The organism is Streptomyces sp. R11 (assembly GCF_041051905.1).
Classification (GTDB): Bacteria; Actinomycetota; Actinomycetes; order Streptomycetales; family Streptomycetaceae; genus Streptomyces.
In genome coordinates, this window is the sequence record NZ_CP163432.1 from 2,977,552 (window position 1) to 2,999,532 (window position 21,981).

The 21,981-nt window shown below is 70.2% G+C and carries 17 protein-coding genes and 2 pseudogenes; 8 read left to right on the forward strand and 11 right to left on the reverse strand.

What is annotated here, in order from left to right; genetic code table 11:
• Positions 1 to 2: 2 nt before the first annotated feature.
• Together AB5J55_RS13550 and AB5J55_RS13555 are read right to left on the reverse strand one after the other, a co-directional pair.
• On the reverse strand, positions 3 to 1,853 hold the full coding sequence (locus AB5J55_RS13550; protein ID WP_369270926.1) for an SCO2524 family protein: 1,851 nt from the start codon (positions 1,851 to 1,853) through the stop codon (positions 3 to 5).
• Between the two features lie 72 nt (positions 1,854 to 1,925).
• Positions 1,926 to 2,717: an SCO2525 family SAM-dependent methyltransferase gene (locus AB5J55_RS13555; RefSeq protein ID WP_369270927.1), complete on the reverse strand. Its 792-nt coding sequence runs from the start codon at positions 2,715 to 2,717 to the stop codon at positions 1,926 to 1,928.
• Positions 2,718 to 2,897: 180 nt separating this feature from the next.
• On the opposite strand from AB5J55_RS13555, the gene AB5J55_RS13560 reads away from it, so the two are divergent.
• Together AB5J55_RS13560 and AB5J55_RS13565 are read left to right on the forward strand one after the other, a co-directional pair.
• Entirely contained in the window at positions 2,898 to 3,425 is a 528-nt protein-coding gene (locus AB5J55_RS13560) for a GNAT family N-acetyltransferase (RefSeq protein ID WP_369270928.1), read from the forward strand.
• Positions 3,426 to 3,533: 108 nt separating this feature from the next.
• Positions 3,534 to 5,015 carry an alpha/beta hydrolase gene (locus tag AB5J55_RS13565; RefSeq protein WP_369270929.1) on the forward strand — a complete coding sequence of 494 codons (1,482 nt, stop codon included), beginning with the start codon at positions 3,534 to 3,536 and terminating at the stop codon, positions 5,013 to 5,015.
• 1 nt (position 5,016) lies between these two features.
• Here the strand turns inward: AB5J55_RS13565 and AB5J55_RS13570 are convergent, their stop codons facing one another.
• Both AB5J55_RS13570 and AB5J55_RS13575 read right to left on the reverse strand, forming a co-directional pair.
• Positions 5,017 to 5,451: a VOC family protein gene (locus AB5J55_RS13570; protein WP_369270930.1), complete on the reverse strand. Its 435-nt coding sequence runs from the start codon at positions 5,449 to 5,451 to the stop codon at positions 5,017 to 5,019.
• A gap of 14 nt (positions 5,452 to 5,465) precedes the next feature.
• On the reverse strand, positions 5,466 to 6,626 hold the full coding sequence (locus tag AB5J55_RS13575; protein ID WP_369270931.1) for an abortive phage infection protein: 1,161 nt from the start codon (positions 6,624 to 6,626) through the stop codon (positions 5,466 to 5,468).
• A gap of 153 nt (positions 6,627 to 6,779) precedes the next feature.
• Between AB5J55_RS13575 and bla the strand changes: the two genes are divergently transcribed.
• Positions 6,780 to 7,652: a class A beta-lactamase gene (gene bla / locus AB5J55_RS13580; RefSeq protein WP_369270932.1), complete on the forward strand. Its 873-nt coding sequence runs from the start codon at positions 6,780 to 6,782 to the stop codon at positions 7,650 to 7,652.
• A gap of 63 nt (positions 7,653 to 7,715) precedes the next feature.
• On the opposite strand, the gene AB5J55_RS13585 is transcribed toward bla, so the two are convergent.
• The 4 genes and pseudogenes from AB5J55_RS13585 to AB5J55_RS13600 all read right to left on the reverse strand — a co-directional run.
• Positions 7,716 to 8,132, reverse strand: a complete 417-nt coding sequence (locus AB5J55_RS13585) for a helix-turn-helix transcriptional regulator (RefSeq protein WP_369276175.1) — start codon at positions 8,130 to 8,132, stop codon at positions 7,716 to 7,718.
• Between the two features lie 123 nt (positions 8,133 to 8,255).
• Positions 8,256 to 10,619 (reverse strand): ATP-binding cassette domain-containing protein, encoded by a 2,364-nt coding sequence (locus tag AB5J55_RS13590; protein WP_369270933.1) that lies wholly within the window; start codon positions 10,617 to 10,619, stop codon positions 8,256 to 8,258.
• Between the two features lie 70 nt (positions 10,620 to 10,689).
• The gene (locus tag AB5J55_RS13595; RefSeq protein ID WP_328427750.1) at positions 10,690 to 11,100 is read right to left on the reverse strand and encodes a VOC family protein; all 411 of its coding nucleotides are present in this window, start codon (positions 11,098 to 11,100) and stop codon (positions 10,690 to 10,692) included.
• Between the two features lie 200 nt (positions 11,101 to 11,300).
• Positions 11,301 to 12,017 (reverse strand): annotated as a pseudogene (locus AB5J55_RS13600) (FadR/GntR family transcriptional regulator); the annotation flags it as partial.
• Between the two features lie 248 nt (positions 12,018 to 12,265).
• Here AB5J55_RS13600 and AB5J55_RS13605 point away from each other — a divergent pair.
• The 5 genes and pseudogenes from AB5J55_RS13605 to AB5J55_RS13625 form a co-directional block, all read left to right on the forward strand.
• On the forward strand, positions 12,266 to 13,894 hold the full coding sequence (locus AB5J55_RS13605; protein WP_369270934.1) for an ABC transporter substrate-binding protein: 1,629 nt from the start codon (positions 12,266 to 12,268) through the stop codon (positions 13,892 to 13,894).
• Positions 13,895 to 13,904: 10 nt separating this feature from the next.
• On the forward strand, positions 13,905 to 14,864 hold the full coding sequence (locus AB5J55_RS13610; protein WP_369270935.1) for an ABC transporter permease: 960 nt from the start codon (positions 13,905 to 13,907) through the stop codon (positions 14,862 to 14,864).
• Positions 14,861 to 16,849, forward strand: a complete 1,989-nt coding sequence (locus AB5J55_RS13615; RefSeq protein ID WP_369270936.1) for a dipeptide/oligopeptide/nickel ABC transporter permease/ATP-binding protein — start codon at positions 14,861 to 14,863, stop codon at positions 16,847 to 16,849. The genes AB5J55_RS13610 and AB5J55_RS13615 overlap by 4 nt, the downstream gene beginning before the upstream one ends.
• Positions 16,846 to 17,865 carry an oligopeptide/dipeptide ABC transporter ATP-binding protein gene (locus AB5J55_RS13620; RefSeq protein ID WP_369270937.1) on the forward strand — a complete coding sequence of 340 codons (1,020 nt, stop codon included), beginning with the start codon at positions 16,846 to 16,848 and terminating at the stop codon, positions 17,863 to 17,865. The genes AB5J55_RS13615 and AB5J55_RS13620 overlap by 4 nt, the downstream gene beginning before the upstream one ends.
• Positions 17,865 to 18,797: pseudogene (locus AB5J55_RS13625) on the forward strand (dihydrodipicolinate synthase family protein); the annotation flags it as partial. The gene AB5J55_RS13620 and the pseudogene AB5J55_RS13625, both read left to right, overlap by 1 nt.
• On the opposite strand, the gene AB5J55_RS13630 reads toward AB5J55_RS13625, so the two are convergent.
• Genes AB5J55_RS13630 through AB5J55_RS13640 form a run of 3 tightly spaced genes read right to left on the reverse strand, consistent with a single transcriptional unit; the run spans position 18,795 to position 21,937 of the window.
• Positions 18,795 to 20,000 (reverse strand): exo-alpha-sialidase, encoded by a 1,206-nt coding sequence (locus tag AB5J55_RS13630; RefSeq protein ID WP_369270938.1) that lies wholly within the window; start codon positions 19,998 to 20,000, stop codon positions 18,795 to 18,797. The pseudogene AB5J55_RS13625 and the gene AB5J55_RS13630 overlap by 3 nt on opposite strands.
• A gap of 39 nt (positions 20,001 to 20,039) precedes the next feature.
• A complete protein-coding gene (locus tag AB5J55_RS13635) occupies positions 20,040 to 20,699 on the reverse strand; it encodes a response regulator (protein ID WP_369270939.1) in 660 nt (219 codons plus the stop codon).
• Positions 20,696 to 21,937, reverse strand: coding sequence for a sensor histidine kinase (locus AB5J55_RS13640; protein ID WP_369270940.1), 1,242 nt, complete (start codon positions 21,935 to 21,937; stop codon positions 20,696 to 20,698). Before AB5J55_RS13640 ends, AB5J55_RS13635 begins: the two co-directional genes overlap by 4 nt.
• Between the last annotated feature and the right edge of the window lie 44 nt (positions 21,938 to 21,981).

A 21,981-nucleotide genomic window follows, 5' to 3' on the forward strand; every position in this document is an offset into this window, starting at 1 on the left:
TGTCACACTCCCCGGTCCGCGGCTTCGCGGGCCCGGGCGAGCGAGTCGAGCTGTCCCAGCACGTCGAGCGTCAACGCGTAGGCCGTACCCGGCTGTTCGTCCACGAGACTGCGGGCTCGGCGCAGCTTGACCTCGATGTTCCGCAGTTCCATCCCGTGCCGGCCGGAGTCCGTGGGCGCGGGTTCCATCTGTTCGTTGCCCAGCAGATGGGCGGACTCACTGAGCAACGCCCTTGCCAGCTCGGTCAGTTCGAGGCTGCGGATCGGGGGCTGCCGGTACATGTCGTGGGCCTGGACCATCACCTCGGTGACCCGCTCGGTGATGCTCCACGACACCGGTACGCGCCGCTTGCTGATCTCCGCCTGGGGATAGGCGGCGTGGACGTTGTCCCAGAGGCCCACGCCCTCGCCCTCGCGGATCCGGCGCGCCCACATGTGGTCGAAGATGTCCTCGGCCAGCCTGAGCAGCCGGTCGTGCGAGGCGAGGCTGCGCGACAGCGTGCACAGCTGGACGGTGCGCTTCAGCAGCTGTGCCGAGAAGTCGGTCATCGACCAGGTCATCGGCGGGCCGAGCCGCTCGCTGCCCTGCAACGGCAGGGCGACGCCCAGGTTGTGCAGCTCCTGGACCATGGGGTCGTCGCGCGTCATCCGGCTGGTGATACGGCCGCGCTCGGCAAGGCGCTCCATGATGCCGACGGTGCGGGTCAGGTCGTCGTCGGTGGCCCGGCGCCGCATCAGGTCGTGCACGAGGATGGCGGCGACGGACAGGGAGAAGTACTCGGACTCCAGCTTCTGTCCCGTCGTACGCCAGGGAATGTCCTCCAGGGGCCAGCGCTCGTCGTCGAAGCGGGCGATGCGGGACCAGTACTGCTGGGTCAGCTCCCACCGCAGCCGCAGCGCCTCGGCGAGCTTTTGCTGCTCGGTGTTGAGCAGGCCGAGGGTGAGGGTGCGGTCGGAGAACAGGTCCTGGATGCCGTCGAGGGCGACCACGGTGAAGTACAGATACGGCACCGCGTTGGCGACGCCCTCGGGCTGCGGCCCGATGGGCTCGTCGGTCTCGACCTCGGGAGCGTCCTTCACCATGCTCCACGCCCAGCCGCACTCGAAGAGCTGGTTCTCGTCCTTGAGGCCTTCCTGGACGTCGATGCCGAGGAACACGCTCTCGTTGATCGCGGCGCGCAGCGAACGGAAACGGTTCTGGAACTTGCTCAGCACCTGTCGCTGCGACAGCCGCCCCTGGCCGAGGAGTTCGCAGAGCGTACGGCCCTGGGAGGCGTCGACGTCGAAGACGTTGACGGTGAAGGAGCGCAGCAGGCTCACCATGGCCGCGGTGAGCCGGTTGCTGGTGGCCAGGCGCAGTTCGGCGATCGTCTCCTTGACGTCGCTGCGCCGGGTCCTGGTCTCGTAGACCTTGAGGAAGCCCAGGGTGGCGAGGCACAGGGTGATCGACATGGAGAACGAGTCGACGACGCCGAGTTGGCGCTGTTCCTCGGTGACTTCCTTGGTCTTGTCGGCGGACCCGAAGTAGTAACCCCCGGCGAAGGTCGGTCTCTTGTCCTCGCCGGTGTGCGCCCGCATGAAGTCGGCCATGGCCGTGACGAGGTTGGCCGGGACCTCCAGCCGTCCGCCGGCCCGCTTGAGGACCTGCTGGACGTCCTCCTGTGTGGTGTCCGGGTCGTCCAGCCGGAAGGCGGGGATCTCGGTGGCCGGGTACAGCAGGCAGAGCAGCCGCTCGGCGTCGGCCACGCTGCTCTCGTTGCCCCAGTCGCCCCACTCCCACTCTCCCCCGTCGAAAGAGTGGCGGGCTACCGCCTGCCAGATGTCCAGCAGATGCTGGCGTGGCTTGATCTGCATTCCCTGCCCCTCACACAGACCGCACTGCCATCACTAGAGGAATATCGCTGTGCTGTTGTGAAGCTCCACCGATCAGCCGATCGGAATGAGCGCGTCCGAATTTCGCCAGCCGTAGGCGACGATCATTCCCGAATATCCGTCGCGCACCTCGGCCGCGGATTCGAGCCGCTGAACCTTGAAGTCGCCCGCGAATGCCTCGAGGCTCGCGCGCACCTCGGATTCTCCCACGTCACAGGCCGGGAAGAAATGCTCACCGGCGTGATAGCCCGTGGAATGCTCCATGAAGGCGGCCGCGAAGGGGGCGTCGGGGGCCAGGGCACGCATGAAACGCTCGACGCCGAGCGAGAACTCCTGGTGGGACGTGGTCATCGACTCGGCGACGAAGAACATGGTCCCCATGGACCACCGGCGCTCGTACCGTGCCAGGTCGAAGAGGTCGCCCTGCTCCACCGAGACGACCTTGCGGAATCTCTCACGCGGGTCCGCACCAAGGGAGTTGTACGCCTCGTGCTCGCACAGGGCCTCCCAGAACTGGTCCCAGTTCCGGTCGTAGGACTCGGCCTGGCGGGCGAGGTACCGGACGTTCGACGGCGAGCGCTCGAAGAGGGTGATCTCCTCGCACCACGGCATCATGGCGAGTGCGGGATAGAGATTGGCACCGGCACCTACGTCGATACCGGAAACCGGGCCGAAGCCCTGCTTCCGGAAATGATCGCCGAAATGATCCCGGATCATGTGCAGGATCTCCGCGTCCTCTGCCTGTAAGTCGCGGTAGTTGTGATCAACGTAGGCGATCGGGTCGAACGCCGCCCAGCGCACATCTTTGTTCTTCAACTGGACGTCCCCCGACGATCTCTGGGTCATTCACTCACGGTACCAAAAGAAGGCGCACTGGGAGCGCGTCGAGGCATAAGCATCTCGCACTCTTGAACCACGGGATTGCCCTGCTCAAGATGGGCGGATCTCGATCCGAGCGCCTGAAACGGCAGGCAACGGGTGCTCACCCGCATGAGTGACTCCAATCCATCACATAGGGGGCAGTCGATGGCTATGCCGGAGGAACGTTTCCCTGTTCTGGGCCGCCGCTCCGACCAGGCGTTCTTCGCCGGCAGCAGCGATCGGCCCTTGACAACACGGGGAGTCACCGAAGCGGACCTGCCCGAGCTCCTGCGGATGGACCGGGAGGTGTTCCCCGAGGAGCCGTACCCCTACTTCGTACTGCGCCAGCACTTCGACGTCCACGGCGACCGCATCCTCGTCCTCGACGACGGGGACTGCCTGCACGGCTACGTCCTGTTCGTCACCACGTCGGACGGCTATGTGTGCTGGGTCCTGAGCCTGGCCGTGAGCGCCGACCAGCGCGGCCGGGGGCTGGGCAAACGGCTGATGCTGGAGGTGCTGCGGCAGTTGCGCCGGGAGCGGGTGCACGAGGTGCGGCTGACCGTGGAGCCGACGAACGCGGCGGCGATCATGTTGTACCGGACCCTGGGGTTCTCGGCCGAGGGCGGGGTGCGCAGGGACTATCTGGGGCCCGGGGAGGACCGGCTCATCATGGTGCTGGGGCTGGCCTAGTGGGCGTATGGGGGTAATCCCCAGGGGAGATGCGGGAGGTAATCCCCAGGGAAAATACGGGAGTTGCCCGGATGTCACGCTCCGTGAAGGCCCGTCAGGCTGCTGTGCATGAAGCAGATCACGAAGAGTGCCGCCCTGATCGCTGCCGCCTCCGGAGTCGTCTTCGGGCTCGTCACCCCGCTGACCGCGTCCGCCACCGGCTCGCCCCCGCCGCTGAAGTGGACCAAGTGCGAGGGCGAGGGGCTCGATCGGCGCCAGCAGTGCGCGACCCTCGCCGTCCCGATGGACTACGCCGACCCCGGCGGCCCGAAGATCGACATCGCCGTCTCCCGCATCCGGAGCGAGGACCCGTCCGCCCGCCGGGGCGCGCTGCTGATGATCCCCGGTGGGCCGGGCGGGGACAGCCTCGGCCACCCCTCGGACGTGGGGCATCGGATGCCGCAGGAGGTGCGGGACGCCTACGACCTGATCGGGTTCGCACCGCGCGGCAACGCGCCCTCCACACCGGTCAGCTGTGACGTCGACAACGCCGACCTGGCCGTGGACAAGCGGCTGCCCTGGCCCGCCCCCGACGGCTCCGTCACCGAGAACCTGGCGATGGGCCGGCGCCTGGGAGACGCCTGCGCCCGTAACGGCGGCGAGCTGATCAAGCACATCAGCACGCTCAACAACGCGAGGGACGTCGACAGCATCCGGGCCGCCCTCGGCGAGCGCAAGCTGTCCGCCTGGGGCGTCTCCTACGGCACCTACATCGGCGCCGCCTTCACCGAGCTGTTCCCGCAGCGCACCGACCGGATCGTGCTGGACAGCAGCGACAACCCCGACCCCGTGGCGGCGGAGCGCGCCTGGCTCCGGGCGTTCGAGGTGGGCGTCGAGGACAACTTCCCCGAGTTCGCCAAGTGGGCGTCCCGGCCCGGCAACCCGGACCGTGTCGCCGGCACCCCGGCCAAGGTCCGCTCCCGCTTCCTCGCCCTCGCCGCCCGCCTGGACCGCGAGCCGCTCCCCTGGCCCGGCGCCAGCCCGGCGGAGCTGAGCGGCAACGTACTGCGCGCGACCATGCTGAACAGCCTCTACGACCCCGACGACTACCCGGTCCTGGCGAAGCTGGTGCTGGCCGCCGAGACGGGCACGCTGCCTCCGGCGCCGCCGAGCCCGCCTCAGTCGGCGCTGCAGAACTACATGGCGGTCGGCGCCGGGACGATCTGCAACGACGCCGCGTGGCCCAGGTCGGCGGCCGTGTACGAGAAGGGTGTCGCCGAGAGCCGGGCGAAGTACCCGCTCACCGCGGGCATGCCGCGCAACGCCCTGCCGTGCACCGCGTGGCCGTGGCAGCCGCGGGAGGCACCGCTGCGGGTGACGGACCGCGGGCCGTCGAACGTCCTGATGATCCAGAACGAACGGGACGTGGCCACACCGCTGAGCGGCGCCCTGAAGCTGCGGGAGGCCTATGGCCGGCGGGCCGTCATGGTGGTCAACGACTCCACCGGCCATGACGCCTACCTGAACAACGGCACCGCGTGCGGCGACGCCGCCGTCTCCCGCTTCCTCGCGACGGGCGAGCGGCCGGCCCGGGACAAGTACTGCAAGTAGGTCAGCGTTCGGTCAGGGGTGCCGGGGACTCCTGGACCGCCCAGCCGTTGCCGTCGGGGTCCTGGAAGAAGAGGAAGGAGGTCCAGCTCTCCTCGCCCCGGCCCTCCGCCCAGCCGGACGCGCCCACATGCACCACCGGGCTCACGTCGATCCCGCGCTCCACCAGCTCCGCCCTTGCCGCCTCGATGTCCGTGACGCACAGCTGAAGGCCCTGGAGCGAGCCGGGCGCCATCCGGGACTGGCCCGGTGCGTCCGGCATCCCGGCCTCCAGCACGATGGAGCAGCGGGAACCGGGAGGGGTGAGCTGGATGAAGCGTGCGCCGTCGAAGAACGGCGCGTCGATGTCGACGTTGAAACCGCACTGGTCCTTGTAGAAACTCTTGGCCCGGTCCAGGTCTGTGACCGGCACACCGATCAGCTCAAGGGTCCAATCCATACACGCGCACCTCCTCAGCCATGGTCACCCCGCCGGCCGGTCCCCGCCCGTCGGCCGTACTGCCGGGCCACCGCGTGGAACGCCTCCTTCGGTTCCCAGTGCCAGTTGGAGGACGGGTCGTCGGGGCGGTCCTTGATGGCCTTGGTGATGCCGTAGCCGGCCAGGTCGAGGTCGTAGCGCGGGTTGTCGGGGCGGTGCGGGGCGTCCGCGGTGACGAACTCGAAGGCCATCGCCGCGTACAGGCCCATCGACTCGAAGACCTCCAGCAGATCGACCAGGTAGGCCGCCTGGGTGCGCTCGCTGCGCACCAGGTCGCCCTTGATCTCGTTGGGCTCCTTCGTGTAGTCGACGATGTCCCAGCCCATGCCGCCCGCCTCGGGCGCCCCGACGTACGCGCACGTGCCGAACTCGGTGATGGCCAGGGGCTTGCCCCAGCGCAGATGGCGGCGCAACTCGCGGACGTAGTCGGCCGGTTGAGGGAAGTACGAGTAGTAGTCGATGCCGACGACGTCGAAGAGGTTCCAGTCGACCGGCTCGAACTCCTCGTCCTGGGCGGCGGCGTAGCTGAGGCGGCCGTGGAAGACGGAGCGGCCCACGGCGGCCGCTTTCTTGGTGAAACGGGCCAGGCGGCGCTGCATCTTCGCCATGTCGACATTGCCCTTCTGGAGGTTGTCGACGCGCTCCAGGACCGTCGCGCCGGGGACGATCCCCGGCACGAACAGCCAGAACTCGCAGCCCACGCTGAAGTCGACGCTCGCGCCCTGCCGGCGCAGCCGCTCAGCGAACCGGCCGCACTCCGCGATGCTGTCCAGGATCTCCCGCTCCGGCACATCGCCGAGGGTCGGCTGGAGCCAGACGTGCAGCCCGCGTTCGGCGGCCTCGGCGGCCGTGGCGGTGAGGCGCTCGACGCCGTCGCCGGTGACGTCGATGGTGTCGGCGTGCAGGTCGTCGCGGATCACCCGGACGTCCCTGCGCATCCGGGCGGCGCTCCACGCGGTGCCGGGTGTCTCGCCGGCGCCGACGGTGTAGACGACGCCCCGGTGCTTCAGCCCCCGCTGCTCGTGCCCTCGCCCGGTCGCCGCGGCCTGCCCGGCGGGCAGCACCGCCCCCGCCAGCCCGACGACCGCGGCCCCCGCCAGAAATCGTGCCCTGCTGATCCCCTTGGTGTGCTCCATACGGCCACTGTGGCGAGCGCGGCCCCGGCGCGCCGTCGGCCGTTGGTCTACGGCGTCGCAACCAAGGGATGACGGGCGGCGTCGATCAATGAAGAGATCGTCGACGACCCACGAGCGAAGGAGAGCAAGATCCGAGTCTCCGCCAAGTCCCCGATGACCCGACGCACCCTCCTCACGGCCGGCACCACCGCCACCGCCGCCGCCCTGCTCGCGAGCGCCCCCGCCCACGCCACCGGCGGCACCGGCCGCCTGCGCGCACTGGAGCGGCAACACGGCGCCCGCCTGGGCGTGTTCGGGCACAACCTCGCCACCAGGCGGACCGTCCGGCACCGCGCCGACGAGCTCTTCCCGATGTGCTCGGTGTTCAAGACCCTGTCGTCCGCGGCCGTCCTGCGCGACCTCGACCGCGACGGCGAGTTCCTGCGCCACCGCATCCACTACACGGAGGCCGACCTGCCGAAGGAGGGCTCCGACAGGACCAGGGAGAACCTCGCCACGGGCATGACGGTCGCCGAACTGTGCGAGGTCGCCATCACCTACAGCGACAACGGCGCCGCCAACCTCCTCCTGCGCGAACTCGGCGGCCCCACCGCCGTCACCCGCTTCGCCCGCTCCCTCGGCGACCCGGTGACGCGGCTCGACCGCTGGGAGCCGGAGCTGAACTCGGCCGAGCCGTGGCGGGTCACTGACACCACGAGCCCTCGCGCGATCGGCCGCACCTACGCCCGTCTGGTCCTCGGCGACGACGCCCTGAACCGCGCCGACCGCGAGCTCCTCACCCACTGGCTGCTGAGCAACACGACCAGCGGCAAACGCTTCCGCGCGGGCCTGCCCCCGACCTGGACGATCGCGGACAAGACGGGGTCGGGTTCCTACGGCACCACCAACAACGTCGGCCTCGCCTGGACCCCCGACGGCACCCCGCTCGTCCTCGCCGTCCTGTCCACGAAGCCCGCCCAGGACGCGGAGTGGGACGACGCCCTGGTGGCCGAGTCGGCCAGGCTGCTGGCGGAGGCGCTCACCTGAGTCGCCGCGCTTGTGCGGGTGACGGGCCGGGGGCGCCGCACCGGGGACGGCGCCCCCGGCCTGTCACGATGCCTGCGGCTCGCCGATCGGCGCCCTACCGGCGACCGCCGCCGCCCGGCTGAACGGCACTTCCCGGTTCCGCAGCGGCCTGGTCACCTGTTTCGCCACGCACGACGGAATCCCCGCGGTCTCGTCCGCCGCCTGCCGCCGGTAGGCGCTGGGCGTCATGCCGACCAGCTCCGTGAAGCGCGTGCTGAAGGTGCCCAGCGACGAACAGCCGACCGCGAAGCACACCTCGGTGACACTGAGGTCGCCGCGGCGCAGCAGCGCCATCGCGCGCTCGATCCGCCGCGTCATCAGGTAGCCGTACGGGGACTCGCCATAGGCGAGCTTGAACTCGCGGCTGAGGTGCCCGGCCGACATGTGCACGCCGCGCGCGAGCGCCTCGACGTCCAGCGGCTGGGCGTACTCCCGGTCCATCCGGTCACGGACCCGGCGCAGCAGCGCGAGGTTGCGCAGCCGCTGTTCCTCGGACGTCGAGTTTGATCGCACACCCACATTCTCGCGGGCCAGATCCCGGCCCGTCCAGAAGCACATCGCGGGTCAGCCGCCGACGTAGGCCGCGAGGTGCTCGCCCGTGAGGGTCGAGCCGTCGGCGACCAGGTCGGCGGGGGTGCCCTCGAAGACGATCCGGCCACCGTCGTGACCGGCGCCGGGGCCGAGGTCGATGATCCAGTCGGCGTGGGCCATGACGGCCTGGTGGTGCTCGATGACGATGACCGACTTGCCGGAGTCGACGAGCCGGTCGAGCAGACCGAGCAGCTGCTGGACGTCGGCGAGGTGGAGGCCGGTGGTCGGCTCGTCGAGGACGTAGACGCCGCCCTTGTCCCCCATGTGCGTGGCCAGTTTCAGCCGCTGCCGCTCACCGCCGGACAGCGTGGTCAGCGGCTGGCCGAGGGTGAGGTAGCCGAGGCCGACGTCCGCCATCCGCTCGACGATCTTGTGCGCGGCGGGGATCCGTGCCTCGCCCGCGCGGAAGAACTCCTCGGCCTCGGTCACCGACATCGCGAGCACCTCGCTGATGTCCCGGCCGCCGAGGTGGTACTCCAGCACCGAGGCGTCGAACCGCTTGCCCTCGCAGTCCTCGCAGGTGGTGGCGACGCTCTGCATGATCGCCAGGTCGGTGTAGATGACACCGGCGCCGTTGCAGGTGGGACAGGCGCCCTCGGAGTTGGCGCTGAACAGGGCCGGCTTCACGCCGTTGGCCTTGGCGAAGGCCTTGCGGATCGGGTCGGCCAGGCCGGTGTACGTCGCCGGGTTGCTGCGCCTGGAGCCGCGGATCGGGGTCTGGTCGACCGACACCACGCCCTCGTCGGAGGGGATCGAGCCGTGCACGAGCGAGCTCTTGCCGGAGCCGGCGACGCCGGTGACGACGGTCAGCACGCCGAGCGGGATGTCGACGTCGACGTCCTGAAGGTTGTTCGCGCTCGCCCCGCGGATCGCGAGCGTGCCGGTCGCCTTGCGGACCGTGTCCTTCAGGGTGGCCCGGTCGTCGAGATGCCGCCCGGTGACCGTGTCACTCTTGCGCAGCCCCTCCAGCGTGCCCTCGAAGCAGACGGTGCCGCCCGCCGTGCCGGCGCCGGGGCCGAGGTCCACGACGTGGTCGGCGATCGCGATCGTCTCCGGCTTGTGCTCGACGACGAGCACGGTGTTGCCCTTGTCCCGCAGGCGCAGGAGCAGGTTGTTCATGCGCTGGATGTCGTGCGGGTGCAGGCCGATCGTCGGCTCGTCGAAGACGTACGTGACGTCGGTGAGCGAGGAGCCGAGGTGACGGATCATCTTGGTGCGCTGCGCCTCACCGCCGGAGAGGGTGCCCGAGGCGCGGTCGAGCGAGAGGTAGCCGAGGCCGATCTCCACGAACGAGTCCAGGGTGTGCCGGAGCTTGGCGAGCAGCGGCGCCACCGACGGCTCCTTGAGCCCGCGGGCCCATTCGGCCAGGTCACGGATCTCCATGGCACAGGCGTCGGCGATGTTGATCTTGCCGATCTTCGAGGAGCGGGCCAGCTCGCTGAGGCGGGTGCCGTCGCAGTCGGGGCACCGGGCGAAGGTGACCGCCCGGTCCACGAAGGCCCGGATGTGCGGCTGCATCGACTCGCGGTCCTTGGACAGGAAGGTCTTCTGGAGCTTCGGGATCAGCCCTTCGTAGGTGAGGTTGACCCCGTTGATCTTGACCTTGGTCGGTTCGCGGTAGAGGAAGTCGTGCCGCTCCTTCTTGGTGTACTTCCGGATCGGCTTCTCCTTGTCGAAGAACCCCGACTCGGCGATGACCCGGACCACCCACCCGTCGCCGGTGTAGGTGGGGATGGTGAACGGGTCCTCGGAGAGCGACTTCGAGTCGTCGAACAGCTGCGTGAGGTCGATGTCGGAGACCGTGCCCCGGCCCTCGCAGTGCGTGCACATGCCGCCCGTGCGGCTGAAGCTGACCTTCTCGGTCTTCGTCTTGTCGGCACCCCGGTCGATGGTGAAACCGCCGCTCGCGGAGACCGAGGCGACGTTGAAGGAGTACGCGGCGGGCGGGCCGATGTGCGGCTTGCCGAGTCGGCTGAAGAGGATGCGCAGCATCGCGTTGGCGTCGGTGGCGGTGCCGACGGTGGAGCGGGGGTCGGATCCCATGCGCTGCTGGTCGACGGTGATCGCGGTGGTCAGCCCGTCGAGGACGTCGACCTCGGGCCTCGCGTTGTTGGGCATGAAGCCCTGCAGGAACGCGCTGTAGGTCTCGTTGATCAGCCGCTGCGACTCGGCGGCGATCGTGTCGAACACCAGCGAGCTCTTGCCCGAGCCGGAGACGCCGGTGAACACCGTCAGGCGGCGCTTCGGAATCTCGATGCTGACGTCCTTGAGGTTGTTCTCGCGCGCGCCGTGCACGCGGATCAGGTCGTGGCTGTCGGCAACGTGCGGCTCGGTCATCGTGAGGTCTCCATCTGCAACTCGGTCGGGAACGCTGCCGGCAAGGGCGGGGGTGGGGGCGGGCTGGGCCTCAGCCCCGCTCCTGGATACGGATCAGGTTGCCCGCCGGGTCGCGGAAGGCGCAGTCGCGGATGCCGTACGGCTGGTCGGTCGGCTCCTGGACGACCTCGGCGCCGCTCGCCTGCACCTTCTCGAAAGTGTCGTCGACGTTCGAGGTGGCGAGCAGGATCCAGCCGTAGGTGCCCTTGGCCATCATCTCGGCGATGACACGGCGCTCGTCCTCGGTGATGCCGGGGTCGGCGGTGGGGGGTGCGAGGAGGATGGACGTGCCGGGCTGGCCGGCGGGGCCGACCGTGATCCAGCGCATCTTGTCCTGACCGACATCGGTACGGACCTCGAAACCGAGCGCGTCGCGGTAGAAGGCGAGGGAGGCTTCGGGGTCGTCGTGCGGGAGAAAGCTGGCGTGAATGCTGATGTCCATGGCGGTCACGCTAGCGGCGCGCAGGTGCGGACGCTTCTCGATTCCTGACCGCTTCAGCCAGGGGGCTCTGCCTCTCGATGCCGGTCCAGGCATTCCAGCCCGTCCGGCGTTCGAGGACGAGGCCGTTCAGGCCGAAGCGGGGGTCTGGGGGCGGCAGCCCCCGGGGTCGGGAAGGGTAGGGGCGGCGGGGGCGAAAAACGCTCCTGCCCCGCCCGCGCCGCGATCCCCCGGAAATGCACCGCCATCGCCCGCTGCGCCCCCTCCACGTCACGGGCCCGCAGCGCCGTCACGATGTCCCGGTGCCGGCCGGCCGTGACGTCGGGTGAGGGGTCGTCGGCGCGGCCGCGGGCGCCGGACACCCGCCGGAAGACCGTCCAGAACGCGGCCAGCAGCTGCGGCACGAGGTCATTGCCGAGAGACGCGTACAGCAGCTCATGGAATTCGCGGTCGAGGTCGGGAAAGACCCGCCCCGCCCGCCCGGCCGCCTCCATCCGCCCCACGACCGCCTCCAGCCGATCCAGCTCGGCCTCCGTCACCGACGCCGCCACCCGCCGGATCAGCCCCTCCTCCAGCACCTCCCGCACCTGAAGGATCTCCGCGAGCGCCCCCGAGTCGTCATGGTCGTGCCGGGCGAGCGTGCGAAACGTCAGACCGTCGATCAGCGGAGTGAGCGAGGCCTGGCCGACATAGGTCCCGTAGCCGTGCCGGATCTCCACGATGTCGAGGGCCTGGAGCGCCTTGAGCGCCTCACGGACGGAGTTGCGGCTGACGCCGAGGTCCTCCATCAGCTCGGCCTCCGTGGGCAGCAGCGCGCCCGCCTGGAGCCTGCGGTCGATGATCAGCTGCATGACCTGCCGCTGGATCCGGCTGTTCCTGGACTCCTCGGACGTACGACTGTTCCTGGGCTGCCCGGGCATGCGGCGCATCGTACGCGCACCCGGACGTCCCACGTCCCATGTCTGCCCGAACGGCACCTGACGGGGGGTCAACTCGCGCCATTTCACAGCGTCATTGGTCCGACCTGTGGCAGATGCGCCATTCGTGTGAGATCCCTTGACCGCCCCCACCACCCCACCTATGGTCGCGCTGACCGTCAGGACGTAGGACGTCGTATCTCCTCACACCATCCATCGCCGGAGCACACCACCCCACCGCTGGAGGACCCGTGCGCGACGTGACCCACGACGTGCCGGCGCTGCACCGCCGGTCGTTCCTGAAGTACACCGGCGCGCTGAGCGCGGCCGCCGCCGTCTCCGCGTCGCTGTCGGCCTGTTCCTCGGGGCCCCAGTCCACGAACGAGACCGGCGGGGGCGGTGGCCAGAACCGGACGCTGACGGCTGTCATCGGCTACGGCAACGACGGCAGCTGGGACCCCACCCAGACCGCGTCCGCCTTCTGCATGGCCGCCAACAACCACATCTACGAGGGGCTGCTGGACACCGACCCGATCTCGCGGGAGCCGTACGCCGCGCTCGCGACCCAGGTGCCGGCCGACCCGAACGCCACGACCTGGAAGTTCACCCTGCGCGCGGGCGCGAAGTTCCACGACGGCAAGCCGGTCACGGCCGACGACGTCGTCTTCGTCTTCGACCGGATCCTCGACCCGAAGACCCAGACCCTCGCCAAGGGTTTCTTCGCGAGCTGGCTGAAGGAAGTCCGCAAGATCGACGCGCAGAACGTCGAGCTGGTCCTCAAGTTCCCCTTCCCGGACGGGATTTCGCGGCTGACCCTGGCCAAGATCATGCCCAAGCACGTCTTCTCCCAGCCGGGCGGCTGGGAGGACGCCATCGCGGGCAAGGCGATCGGCTCGGGACCGTACCGGCAGACCGCGCACCACCCGAAGTCCAACACCACCTTCGAGGCGTTCGCCGACTACAACGGCCCGCGCAAGGCGGCCTTCAAGAAGATGAACTGGCTGACGATCGTGGACGCGGCGCCGCGCGTGGCCAGGATCTCGGGCGCCAGTGCCGGTGCGCAGATCGCCGACAACATCCCGTACGCCAACATCGGGCAGTTGGAGGGCGGCGGGCTGACGGTGGCGGGCGGCGCCGGGATGAACAACCTCTTCCTGATGTTCAACACCAAGCACAAGCCCTTCGACGACGTACGCGTCCGCCAGGCGCTGCACTACGCCATCGACACCGGGAAGATGATCGAGGTCGCCCTCAAGGGGCACGGGAAGCCTGCGTCGTCCTTCCTCAACGAGGCCAACCCCAGCTACCGCCGCGCGAAGACCGTCTACGACTACGACCCCGACAAGGCGAAGGCGCTGCTGAAGGAGGCCGGGGTCAGCGGGCTGAAGATCGAGATCCTGGCCGTCAACGTGAGCTGGATCGTCGACTGCCTGCCGACCATCAAGGCGTCCTGGGACGCGATCGGCGTCAAGACCACCCTCTCCCCACAGGAGACGACGGCCGTCTTCACCAAGATGGACCAGAAGCAGGACTACCAGGTGGTCGCCGCGGCCTCGAACCCCAACCAGTTCGGCCTCGACGCCGACCTGATCATGCACTACAACTACGGCCCCGAGAACCTGTGGATGCAGTACACGCGGTGGGCGGACAACTCGATCGCCAAGGCGCTCTTCAAGGACATGGACCGGGCGACCCGGGAGCCGGACGCCGAGAAGAAGAAGACGATCGTGCAGGACTACATCGACGTCGTCGCCGAGCAGGCCGTGCTCTACCCGGTCGTCCACAACGAGCTGATGACGGCCTGGAACCCCAAGCAGCTCACCGGGATAAGGGCACAGCCGTACCCCGGCATCAACCTCCTCCAGGCCAAGTGGGCCTAGGAGCCCTTCTGTGATCACCGTCGTAAGGATCCTGGCCCGTCGCGTCGCGCTGCTCGTGCCGCTGATGCTGGGCATCGTGCTGTTCGTGTTCCTGGTCATGCGGTTCTCGGACGTCGACCCGGCGTCCGCGTTCTTCCAGGGCGCGAACCCCACCGCCCGGCAACTGCACGACTTCCGCGAGGAGAACGGCCTGCTGGACCCCCTCCCCGTCCGCTACGTCGCCTTCATCGGCGACCTGCTCCACGGCGACATGGGCATCAGCGCCCTGACCCGGGCGCCGGTCGTCGACCAGGTCATGACCGCGCTGCCGCTGACCCTCCAGCTGACCTTCCTGGGCCTCGGCGTCGCGGTCGTCCTGTCCCTGGCCGGCGGCGTGACGGCCGCCATCTACCGCGACCGCCTCCCCGACCAGATCATCCGGGTCGTCTCCCTCACCGGTGTCGCCGCCCCCGGCTTCTGGCTGGCGCTGCTGATGATCCAGTACCTTGCCGTCGACCTCGGCTGGTTCCCGACCGGCGGCTACATCAACCCGGCGGACTCCTTCACGGGCTGGCTCAAGACCATGACCCTCCCGGCGCTCGCCCTCTCGCTGCCGGTGGCGGCGCAGCTGACGCGGATCGTGCGGACGTCGGTGGTGGAGGAGCTGGACAAGGACTACGTCCGCACGGCGATCGGCAGCGGGCTGCCGCCGCGGGTGGTCGTCGGGCGCAACGTCCTGCGCAACGCGCTCATCAACCCCCTGACGGTGCTCGGTCTGCGCGTCGGCTACCTGCTGGGCGGCGCGGTCGTGATCGAGACGATCTTCTCCCTTCCCGGCATGGGGAAGCTGATGATCGACGCGGTGAAGAACGGTGACCCGGCCGTCGTCCAAGGGGTCGTCCTGACGACGGCGACCGGCTTCGTGGTCGTCAACCTCGTCATCGACATCCTGTACCTGCTGGTCAACCCGCGCCTGCGGGAGGCGACATGACGTTCAACCGCAAGCGTCTCGCCGAGGTGCTGTCCCGGCCCGGCATCCGGCTGCGCGGCTGGCGCCGGTTGCCGCTGCTGTCGAAGGTCGCCGTCTGCTTTCTGGCGGTCGTGGTCCTGACGGCCCTGCTCGCCCCGGTCCTCGCCCCGCACGACCCGCTCGACCAGCAGCCGCCGATCGACGGCACCGGGCATCCGTCCGCCGAGCACTGGATGGGCCAGGACAGCCTCGGCCGGGACATCCTCAGCCGGCTGATGTACGGCGCCCGCTGGTCGCTCGCGATCGGGCTCGGCGCGACCGGGCTCGCGCTCGTCGTGGGTGCCCTGATCGGCGCGATCGCGGCGACCTCCCGCAAGGCGGTCGACGAGACGCTGATGCGCTGCCTGGACGTGGTGATGGCGTTCCCCGGCATCGCGCTGGCCGCCGTGCTCGTCGCGGTCTTCGGCGGCGGGATCACGGTCCTGATCTGCGCGATCGCGTTCCTGTTCACGCCGCCGGTGGCCCGAGTCGTGCGGGCGAACGTCCTCGACCAGTACGGCGAGGACTATGTGACGGCGGAACGGGTCATCGGCGCCCGCACCGCGCACATCGTCATCAAGCACGTGGCGATCAACTGCGCCGCCCCGGTGCTGGTGTTCTGCACGGTGCAGGTGGCGGAGGCGATCGTCTTCGAGGCGTCGCTGTCCTTCATCGGCGCCGGCGTCCGTCCCCCCGACCCCTCCTGGGGCAGTGTCATCGCGGACGGCAAGAACATGGTGCTCACCGGCGGCTGGTGGGCGACCGTCTTCCCCGGCCTGCTGATGCTGGTGACGGTGCTCTCGCTGAACATCCTCTCCGAGGGCGTGTCGGACGCGTGGGCGGCGCCCTCGGCCCGTGAGGTCGATGTACGCAAACACGACGACCGCCTGGAGGCGCCGGAACCGGGCAGCGGTGAGGTGCTGCAGCTGCCGGGGCTGACGGAGGCGGCGGCGCGGCTGCGGGCACGGGCGCGGCCGTTGCCCCAGGGGCAGCTGCCGGTGCTCGCGGTGGAGCACCTGGCGATCGGGTTCGAGGGCCGGCACGGCGGCGTGGACATCGTCGACGGCATCAGCTTCGAGGTGCAGCCGGGTGAGGTGCTGGGGCTGGTCGGCGAGTCGGGCTGCGGCAAGTCGCTCACCGCCCTCGCGGTGATGGGCCTGGAGCCGAAGGGCGCCCGGGTGCGCGGCCATGTCCGGTTCAACCAGCGGCAGTTGGTGGGCGAGCCGATGCGGGTGCGCCGCAAGCTGCTGGGCCACGAGATGGCGATGATCTACCAGGACGCCCTGTCGTCCCTGAACCCGGCGATGACGATCCGCTCCCAGCTCAAGCAGGTCGTACGCCGCGGAGGCCACCGCAGCCCCCACGAACTCCTGGGGCTGGTCGGCCTCGACCCCGACCGCACCCTGCGCAGCTACCCCCACGAACTCTCCGGCGGGCAGCGCCAGCGCGTCCTGATCGCCATGGCCCTGTCCCGTGACCCCAAGCTGATCGTCGCCGACGAGCCGACGACCGCCCTGGACGTCACCGTGCAGGCGCAGATCATAGAGCTGCTGCTGAGGCTGCGGCAGGAACTGGGCTTCGCCCTGATCCTCGTCTCGCACGACCTCGCGCTGATCGCGGACGTCACCGACCGGGTGGTCGTGATGTACGGCGGCCAGATCGTGGAGACCGGCGTGACCGCCGACCTGGTGGAGGCGCCGGCGCACCACTACACGCGGGGCCTCCTCGGCAGCGTGCTGTCGCTGGAGTCGGCACAGGAGCGGATGACGCAGATCAAGGGCGTGGTCCCCTCCCCCGCCGACTTCCCGGCGGGCTGCCGGTTCGCGGACCGCTGTCCGCTGGCGAGCGAGGTGTGCCGGACGACACCGCCCGACCTGGTGGGAACACCGACTCATACGGCGGCCTGCCATCACCCGGCGATCGTGCTGGCGCCGACGGATCGCTCGGAAAGCGGGGTCGTCCAGTGAGCGCGCTGGTGGAGCTCTCGGACGCGCACGTCGTGCACAAGGCGCGCAGCGGCGGACTGTTCACCCGGGACAAGGTGTACGCCCTGACCGGCGCCGATCTCGTCATCGCGCCCGGCGAGACGGTGGGCGTGGTCGGCGAGTCGGGGTGCGGCAAGTCGACGCTGGCGAAGGTGCTGGTGGGAGTGCAGCGCCCGACGTCGGGCACGGTGGCCCTGCGGGGACGCGACCTGTGGACGATGGCACCGGCCGAACGCAGGACCGCGGTGGGCGCCGGCATCGGGATGATCTTCCAGGACCCGTCGACGGCACTGAACAGGCGCCTGACGGTCCGGCAGATACTGCGGGACCCACTGGATGTGCACGACCGGGGCTCAAGGAGCGAACGCGAGGATCGGGTACGGGAGCTGATGTCGTTGGTCGGCCTCCCGCGCGCCCTGACGGACGCCCTTCCCGGCCAGCTCTCCGGCGGCCAGCGCCAACGCGTGGCCATCGCCCGCGCCCTGGCCCTGGACCCCGACCTCGTGGTGGCGGACGAGCCGACGAGCGCGCTGGACGTGTCGGTGCGGGCGCAGATCCTGAACCTCCTCCTCGACCTGAAGGAGCGGCTGGGCCTCGCCCTCGTCTTCGTCTCTCACGACATCCAGACGGTGCGCCGGATGAGCGACCGCGTGATCACGATGTACCTGGGCCGGATCGTCGAGGAGGCCCCGGCGACCGGAGTCACCGACGGCTCCCGTCACCCGTACACCCGCGCCCTCTTCTCCGCGACCCCCGGCCTGCTCGACCCCATCGACCCGATCCCGCTGGTCGGCCCGGTCCCCTCCGCGACACGGCCGCCGAGCGGGTGCCCGTTCCGGACGCGATGCTGGAAGGCGGACGAGGTGTGCGCCGAGGCGATGCCGGACTTCTCGGCCGCGTCAACGCCCGAGCACCGTTACAGGTGCCACCATCCGGTGGAGGAGGGCGAGGCCACGCGCGACCTCGTACGACAGAGCCACAGTTCCAGGGAGCCTTGATCATGATCCCCACCCCGCTCACCGGAGTCATCCCGCCCGTCTGCACGCCCCTGACACCGGACCGCGAGGTGGACGTCCCGTCCCTGCTCAGGCTGGTCGACCACCTGATGGAGGCCGGGGTGCACGGCCTGTTCGTGCTCGGCTCGACGTCGGAGGTGGCGTATCTGACGGACGCGCAGCGGCGGGTGGTGGTGGAGGCGGTGGCCGGGCACGTCGGGGGCCGGCTCCCGGTGCTGGCCGGAGTGATCGACATGACCACGCCTCGGGTTCTGGACCACGTACGCGAGGTGACACGGGCGGGTGCCGACGCGGTGGTCGCCACCGCGCCCTTCTACGCCCGGACCCACCCCGCCGAGATCGCCCGCCACTACCGCCTGATCGCGGCCGCGTGCCCCGTGCCGGTGGTGGCGTACGACCTCCCGGCCGCCGTCCACGTCAAACTCCCCGCCGAGGTGGTCCTCGACCTGGCCGCCGAGGGCGCCCTGTCCGGCCTGAAGGACTCCAGCGGCGACCTCGCCGCCTTCCGCGAGGTGGTCATCGGCGCCCGCACCCGGTCCGACATCACCGGCTTCAGCGTCCTGACGGGCTCCGAACTCATCGCCGACACCGCGCTTGCGGTGGGGGCGGACGGGGCGGTGCCGGGGCTCGCGAACGTCGACCCGCGGGGGTATGTGCGGCTCTTCGAGCTGTGCCGGGCCGGGGACTGGGAGTTGGCCCGGGCCGAGCAGGAGCGGTTGTGCGGGCTGTTCGGGATGGTGACCGTCGGGGATCCCGGGCGGATGGGGGGTTCGTCGTCGGCGTTGGGGGCGTTCAAGGCGGCGCTGCATCTGCGGGGGGTGATCGACTGCGCGGCCACGGCGGAGCCGCAGGTGGCGTTGTCGACGGAGGAGGTTGAGCGGGTGGGGAAGTTCTTGGCGGGGGCGAAAAACCTACTCCAGCTCCGCCGTCGGCAACCTGCGGAACTCGATCGTCTCGTACGTCCCCTGCACCCCCGTCTCGTACAGAATCCCCACCGCACGCCGCCCCAACGGCACCAGATCCGAGTACGCCGCCCGCTGCTGAGACAGCGTCAGCGCCTTCGTGAAGGTCGCCCCACCATCCGTACTCCGCCACACCGCCATCGACTGACGCACAGTAGGCACGGAGGGACCGGAGAACAGCAACGCACCCCGAGAACCCGCGAGTTGGAGGACACTCCCCTCCACCACCGGCACCTCGTTCAACGCCGGCTGCACCGTGTACGGCCGGTCCAGCGTCTCACCGCCGTCGCTGGAGTGACTGTCGAGCCGGTTCCCCGCACTCGTGCCGTGTTGGTCCCGGGCGTTGAAGTACAGCCTGCCGTCGGGAAGTTCGGCCGCGGTGGACTCGTTCGCGTTGCTGAAACCGTCGTACGAGTCGTCGACGAAACCCGTCCGCCAGGAACGCCCGCCGTCGTCGCTGTAGATGGCATGGGCGCCGTAGTACTTGGGCTCCTGCCCGGTGTCCCCGGACCCCGGCGCCGGCGCGGCCGAGTGGTTCGACGGGACGACCAGCCGCCCCGCATGCGGCCCCCGCCGCAGCGCGATCGCGTGACCGGGGCCGGTGGCGTACCAGCGCCAGTTCGACGGCTTCACCTGGCCCGTGATGTCCCGCGGGGACGAGAAGTGGCGGCCGTCGTCCGCGCTCCGCTGGACGAACACCCGCCGGCTCTGCTCCGGCGTCGCCTCGCCCCGCATGATCTGCGCCTCCGTCACGTCCCCGCTGTTGTAGGAGGTGACCAGCACGACCGCGCCGGTGCGCGGGTCCACCACGGGAGCCGGGTTGCCCCGCGTGTCCCCGTCCCCCGAGGCGACCACGGTCTGCGGACCCCAGGTGCAGCCGCCGTCGCGGGAGCGTCTGAGGACGACATCGATGTCGCCGGTGTCGCCCGCCCCGTCGTGCCGGCCCTCGGCGAAGGCCAGGACCGTGCCGCGCGGGGTCGTGATCGCCGCCGGGATGCGGTAGGTGTCGTAGCCGCCCTCGCCCGAGACGTACGGCACGGAGGACGTGCAGCCGGCTTCCCCCGCCGAGGCGTTGCCGGTCGCGACCAGCGGGGTGGTCAGGAGTACTGCGGTGACTAGGTACGTACGGCTGAGTGAGCGCCTCAGGATGGTCATCGAGCTCCTTTGACGGAGGGTCAGACATTGCCCTGTCCGTCACAGGATCCCCGGTGTCACCATCCCTGACTCATAGGCCACGATGACCAACTGCGCCCGGTCGCGGGCTCCCAGCTTCCCCATGATGCGGCTGACGTGTGTCTTCGCCGTCAGCGGGCTGAGCCCCAATGCTTCCGCGATTTCCGTGTTGTTGAGCCCGCGGGCGACCAGCGTCAGCACTTCGCGTTCACGTTCGGACAGGCATTCGGGCCCGCCGGCCGTGGGTGCGGAGGGGCTGCGCAGGAACCGCTCGATCAGCCGTGCGGTCGGCCCCGGCGACAGGAGCGCCTCCCCCGCGGCCACCGTGCGGATGGCGTCGAGGAGTTCGGCCGGGCGGGTGTCCTTGACGAGGAATCCGGAGGCGCCGGCGCGCAGCGCGTCCACGATGTTCTCGTCGGTGTCGTAGGTGGTGAGGACCAGCACCCGCACCCCGGCCAGGTCCTCGTCGGCCGCGATCAGGCGGGTCGCCTCGATGCCGTCGAGGTCGGGCATGCGGATGTCCATCACGACGAGGTCGGCGCGGGTGCCACGGGCCAGTTCCGCGGCCTCCCGGCCGGTGGCCGCCTGGCCGACGACCTCCATGTCGGGGGCCGACTCGACCAGCATGGCGAACGCCTCCCGCACGAGCGTCTGGTCGTCCGCGAGCAGGACACGGATCATCTCTGTCCTCCCCCGTCGCTTCCGACAGGCAGTACGGCGCTCACCCGGAATCCCCCCTCGTCGCCCGGTCCGGCGTCGAGTGTGCCACCCACGCTGCGGGCCCGCTCCCGCATGCCGACGAGGCCGTAGCCGGGGACGGGAGCCCTGGGGGCGGGGCTGCTGCCGTCGTCGGTGACCGACACGCGCAGGGCGCCCTGCTCCTCGTACAGCTCGACCCGTACGGCGGGTTCGGGCCCCGCGTGCCGGACGACGTTCGTCAGCGCCTCCTGCACGATCCGGTACGCGGCCGCCCCGACAGCGGGCGGCGCCTCCCGCACCCGCACCTCGGACGCCACCCGCGCGCCGGCCAGCCGGGCCGCCGCCACCAGGTCCGGCACCCCGTCCAGCCCGGGCAGCGGTCCGCGTGCCTCGCCCACCGCGCCCTGCTCGCGCAGGAGTTCCAGCGTCGTACGCAGCTCGCCGCGCGCCGTGCGGCAGGTCCCGGCGATGTCGTCGAGCGACTTGGCGATCGCCTCGCGGTTCAGCCGCTCGGGGTCGGCGGCCAGGACGTGCGCGGCCACCGATGTCTGCACGCCGATGAGCGTGATGCTGTGGGCGAGCAGGTCGTGCAGGTCGCGGGCGATGCGCAGGCGCTCCTCGGCCACCCGGCGGCGGGCCTCCTCCTCGCGGGTGCGTTCGGCGCGTTCGGCGCGCTCGACGATGGCGGCGACGTACTGGCGGTAGTAGCGCACGTCGATGCCGCAGAAGAGGAACGTGAAGACCCAGCCGGAGATCCGCAGGATCTCCACCGTCCCGTCGGGGTTGGTCAGGGCGTTGAGGATCAGTGTCACGCCGAGGACGGCGGCGCCGGTGAGCAGCGTGCGGCGCACCGTGCCGGTCGCCGCGATCGTGTACAGCACCACCATGGTCGCGAAGATGGGCGCGGCGTGGTTGTTCTCGAGGGCGTGGTACGGGGCGATGCAGACCATCACCGCCAGCAGGACCAGCAGTGGCCGGTGGCGCCGCCACACCAGGGGCACATGGGCGGCGAGCAGCAGCGTCCAGCCGAGCGCGTCGGGGCGCGCCTCCTTGTCGCCGAGCAGGGCCATGGCCGTGGCGAGAACGGCCCAGGCCACGGCCAGCAGCGCGTCGTTGCGTGTGCGGTGCGGGGCGGTGAGGGGATCGCGGTTGATCGCCACCATGATCCGCTCGCCGGGGCGGGGCCGCGCCGCCTTCGTGGTTGCCTGCACGGAGTTCATCTTCCGGGACGGGGGCGCCCCTCCGGGAGGGAGGGGCGCCGGTC

Bases quoted from the DNA above. Each gene is read 5' to 3' on its own strand.
- bla (WP_369270932.1), top strand. From the start codon at position 6,780: ATGACCCGACGCACCCTCCTCACGGCCGGCACCACCGCCACCGCCGCC.
- AB5J55_RS13595 (WP_328427750.1), bottom strand. From the start codon at position 11,100: ATGGACATCAGCATTCACGCCAGCTTTCTCCCGCACGACGACCCCGAA.
- AB5J55_RS13590 (WP_369270933.1), bottom strand. From the start codon at position 10,619: ATGACCGAGCCGCACGTTGCCGACAGCCACGACCTGATCCGCGTGCAC.
- AB5J55_RS13640 (WP_369270940.1), bottom strand. From the start codon at position 21,937: ATGAACTCCGTGCAGGCAACCACGAAGGCGGCGCGGCCCCGCCCCGGC.
- AB5J55_RS13635 (WP_369270939.1), bottom strand. From the start codon at position 20,699: ATGATCCGTGTCCTGCTCGCGGACGACCAGACGCTCGTGCGGGAGGCG.
- AB5J55_RS13560 (WP_369270928.1), top strand. From the start codon at position 2,898: ATGGCTATGCCGGAGGAACGTTTCCCTGTTCTGGGCCGCCGCTCCGAC.
- AB5J55_RS13630 (WP_369270938.1), bottom strand. From the start codon at position 20,000: ATGACCATCCTGAGGCGCTCACTCAGCCGTACGTACCTAGTCACCGCA.
- AB5J55_RS13565 (WP_369270929.1), top strand. From the start codon at position 3,534: ATGAAGCAGATCACGAAGAGTGCCGCCCTGATCGCTGCCGCCTCCGGA.
- AB5J55_RS13615 (WP_369270936.1), top strand. From the start codon at position 14,861: ATGACGTTCAACCGCAAGCGTCTCGCCGAGGTGCTGTCCCGGCCCGGC.
- AB5J55_RS13555 (WP_369270927.1), bottom strand. From the start codon at position 2,717: ATGACCCAGAGATCGTCGGGGGACGTCCAGTTGAAGAACAAAGATGTG.
- AB5J55_RS13585 (WP_369276175.1), bottom strand. From the start codon at position 8,132: ATGGACCGGGAGTACGCCCAGCCGCTGGACGTCGAGGCGCTCGCGCGC.
- AB5J55_RS13575 (WP_369270931.1), bottom strand. From the start codon at position 6,626: ATGGAGCACACCAAGGGGATCAGCAGGGCACGATTTCTGGCGGGGGCC.
- AB5J55_RS13550 (WP_369270926.1), bottom strand. From the start codon at position 1,853: ATGCAGATCAAGCCACGCCAGCATCTGCTGGACATCTGGCAGGCGGTA.
- AB5J55_RS13570 (WP_369270930.1), bottom strand. From the start codon at position 5,451: ATGGATTGGACCCTTGAGCTGATCGGTGTGCCGGTCACAGACCTGGAC.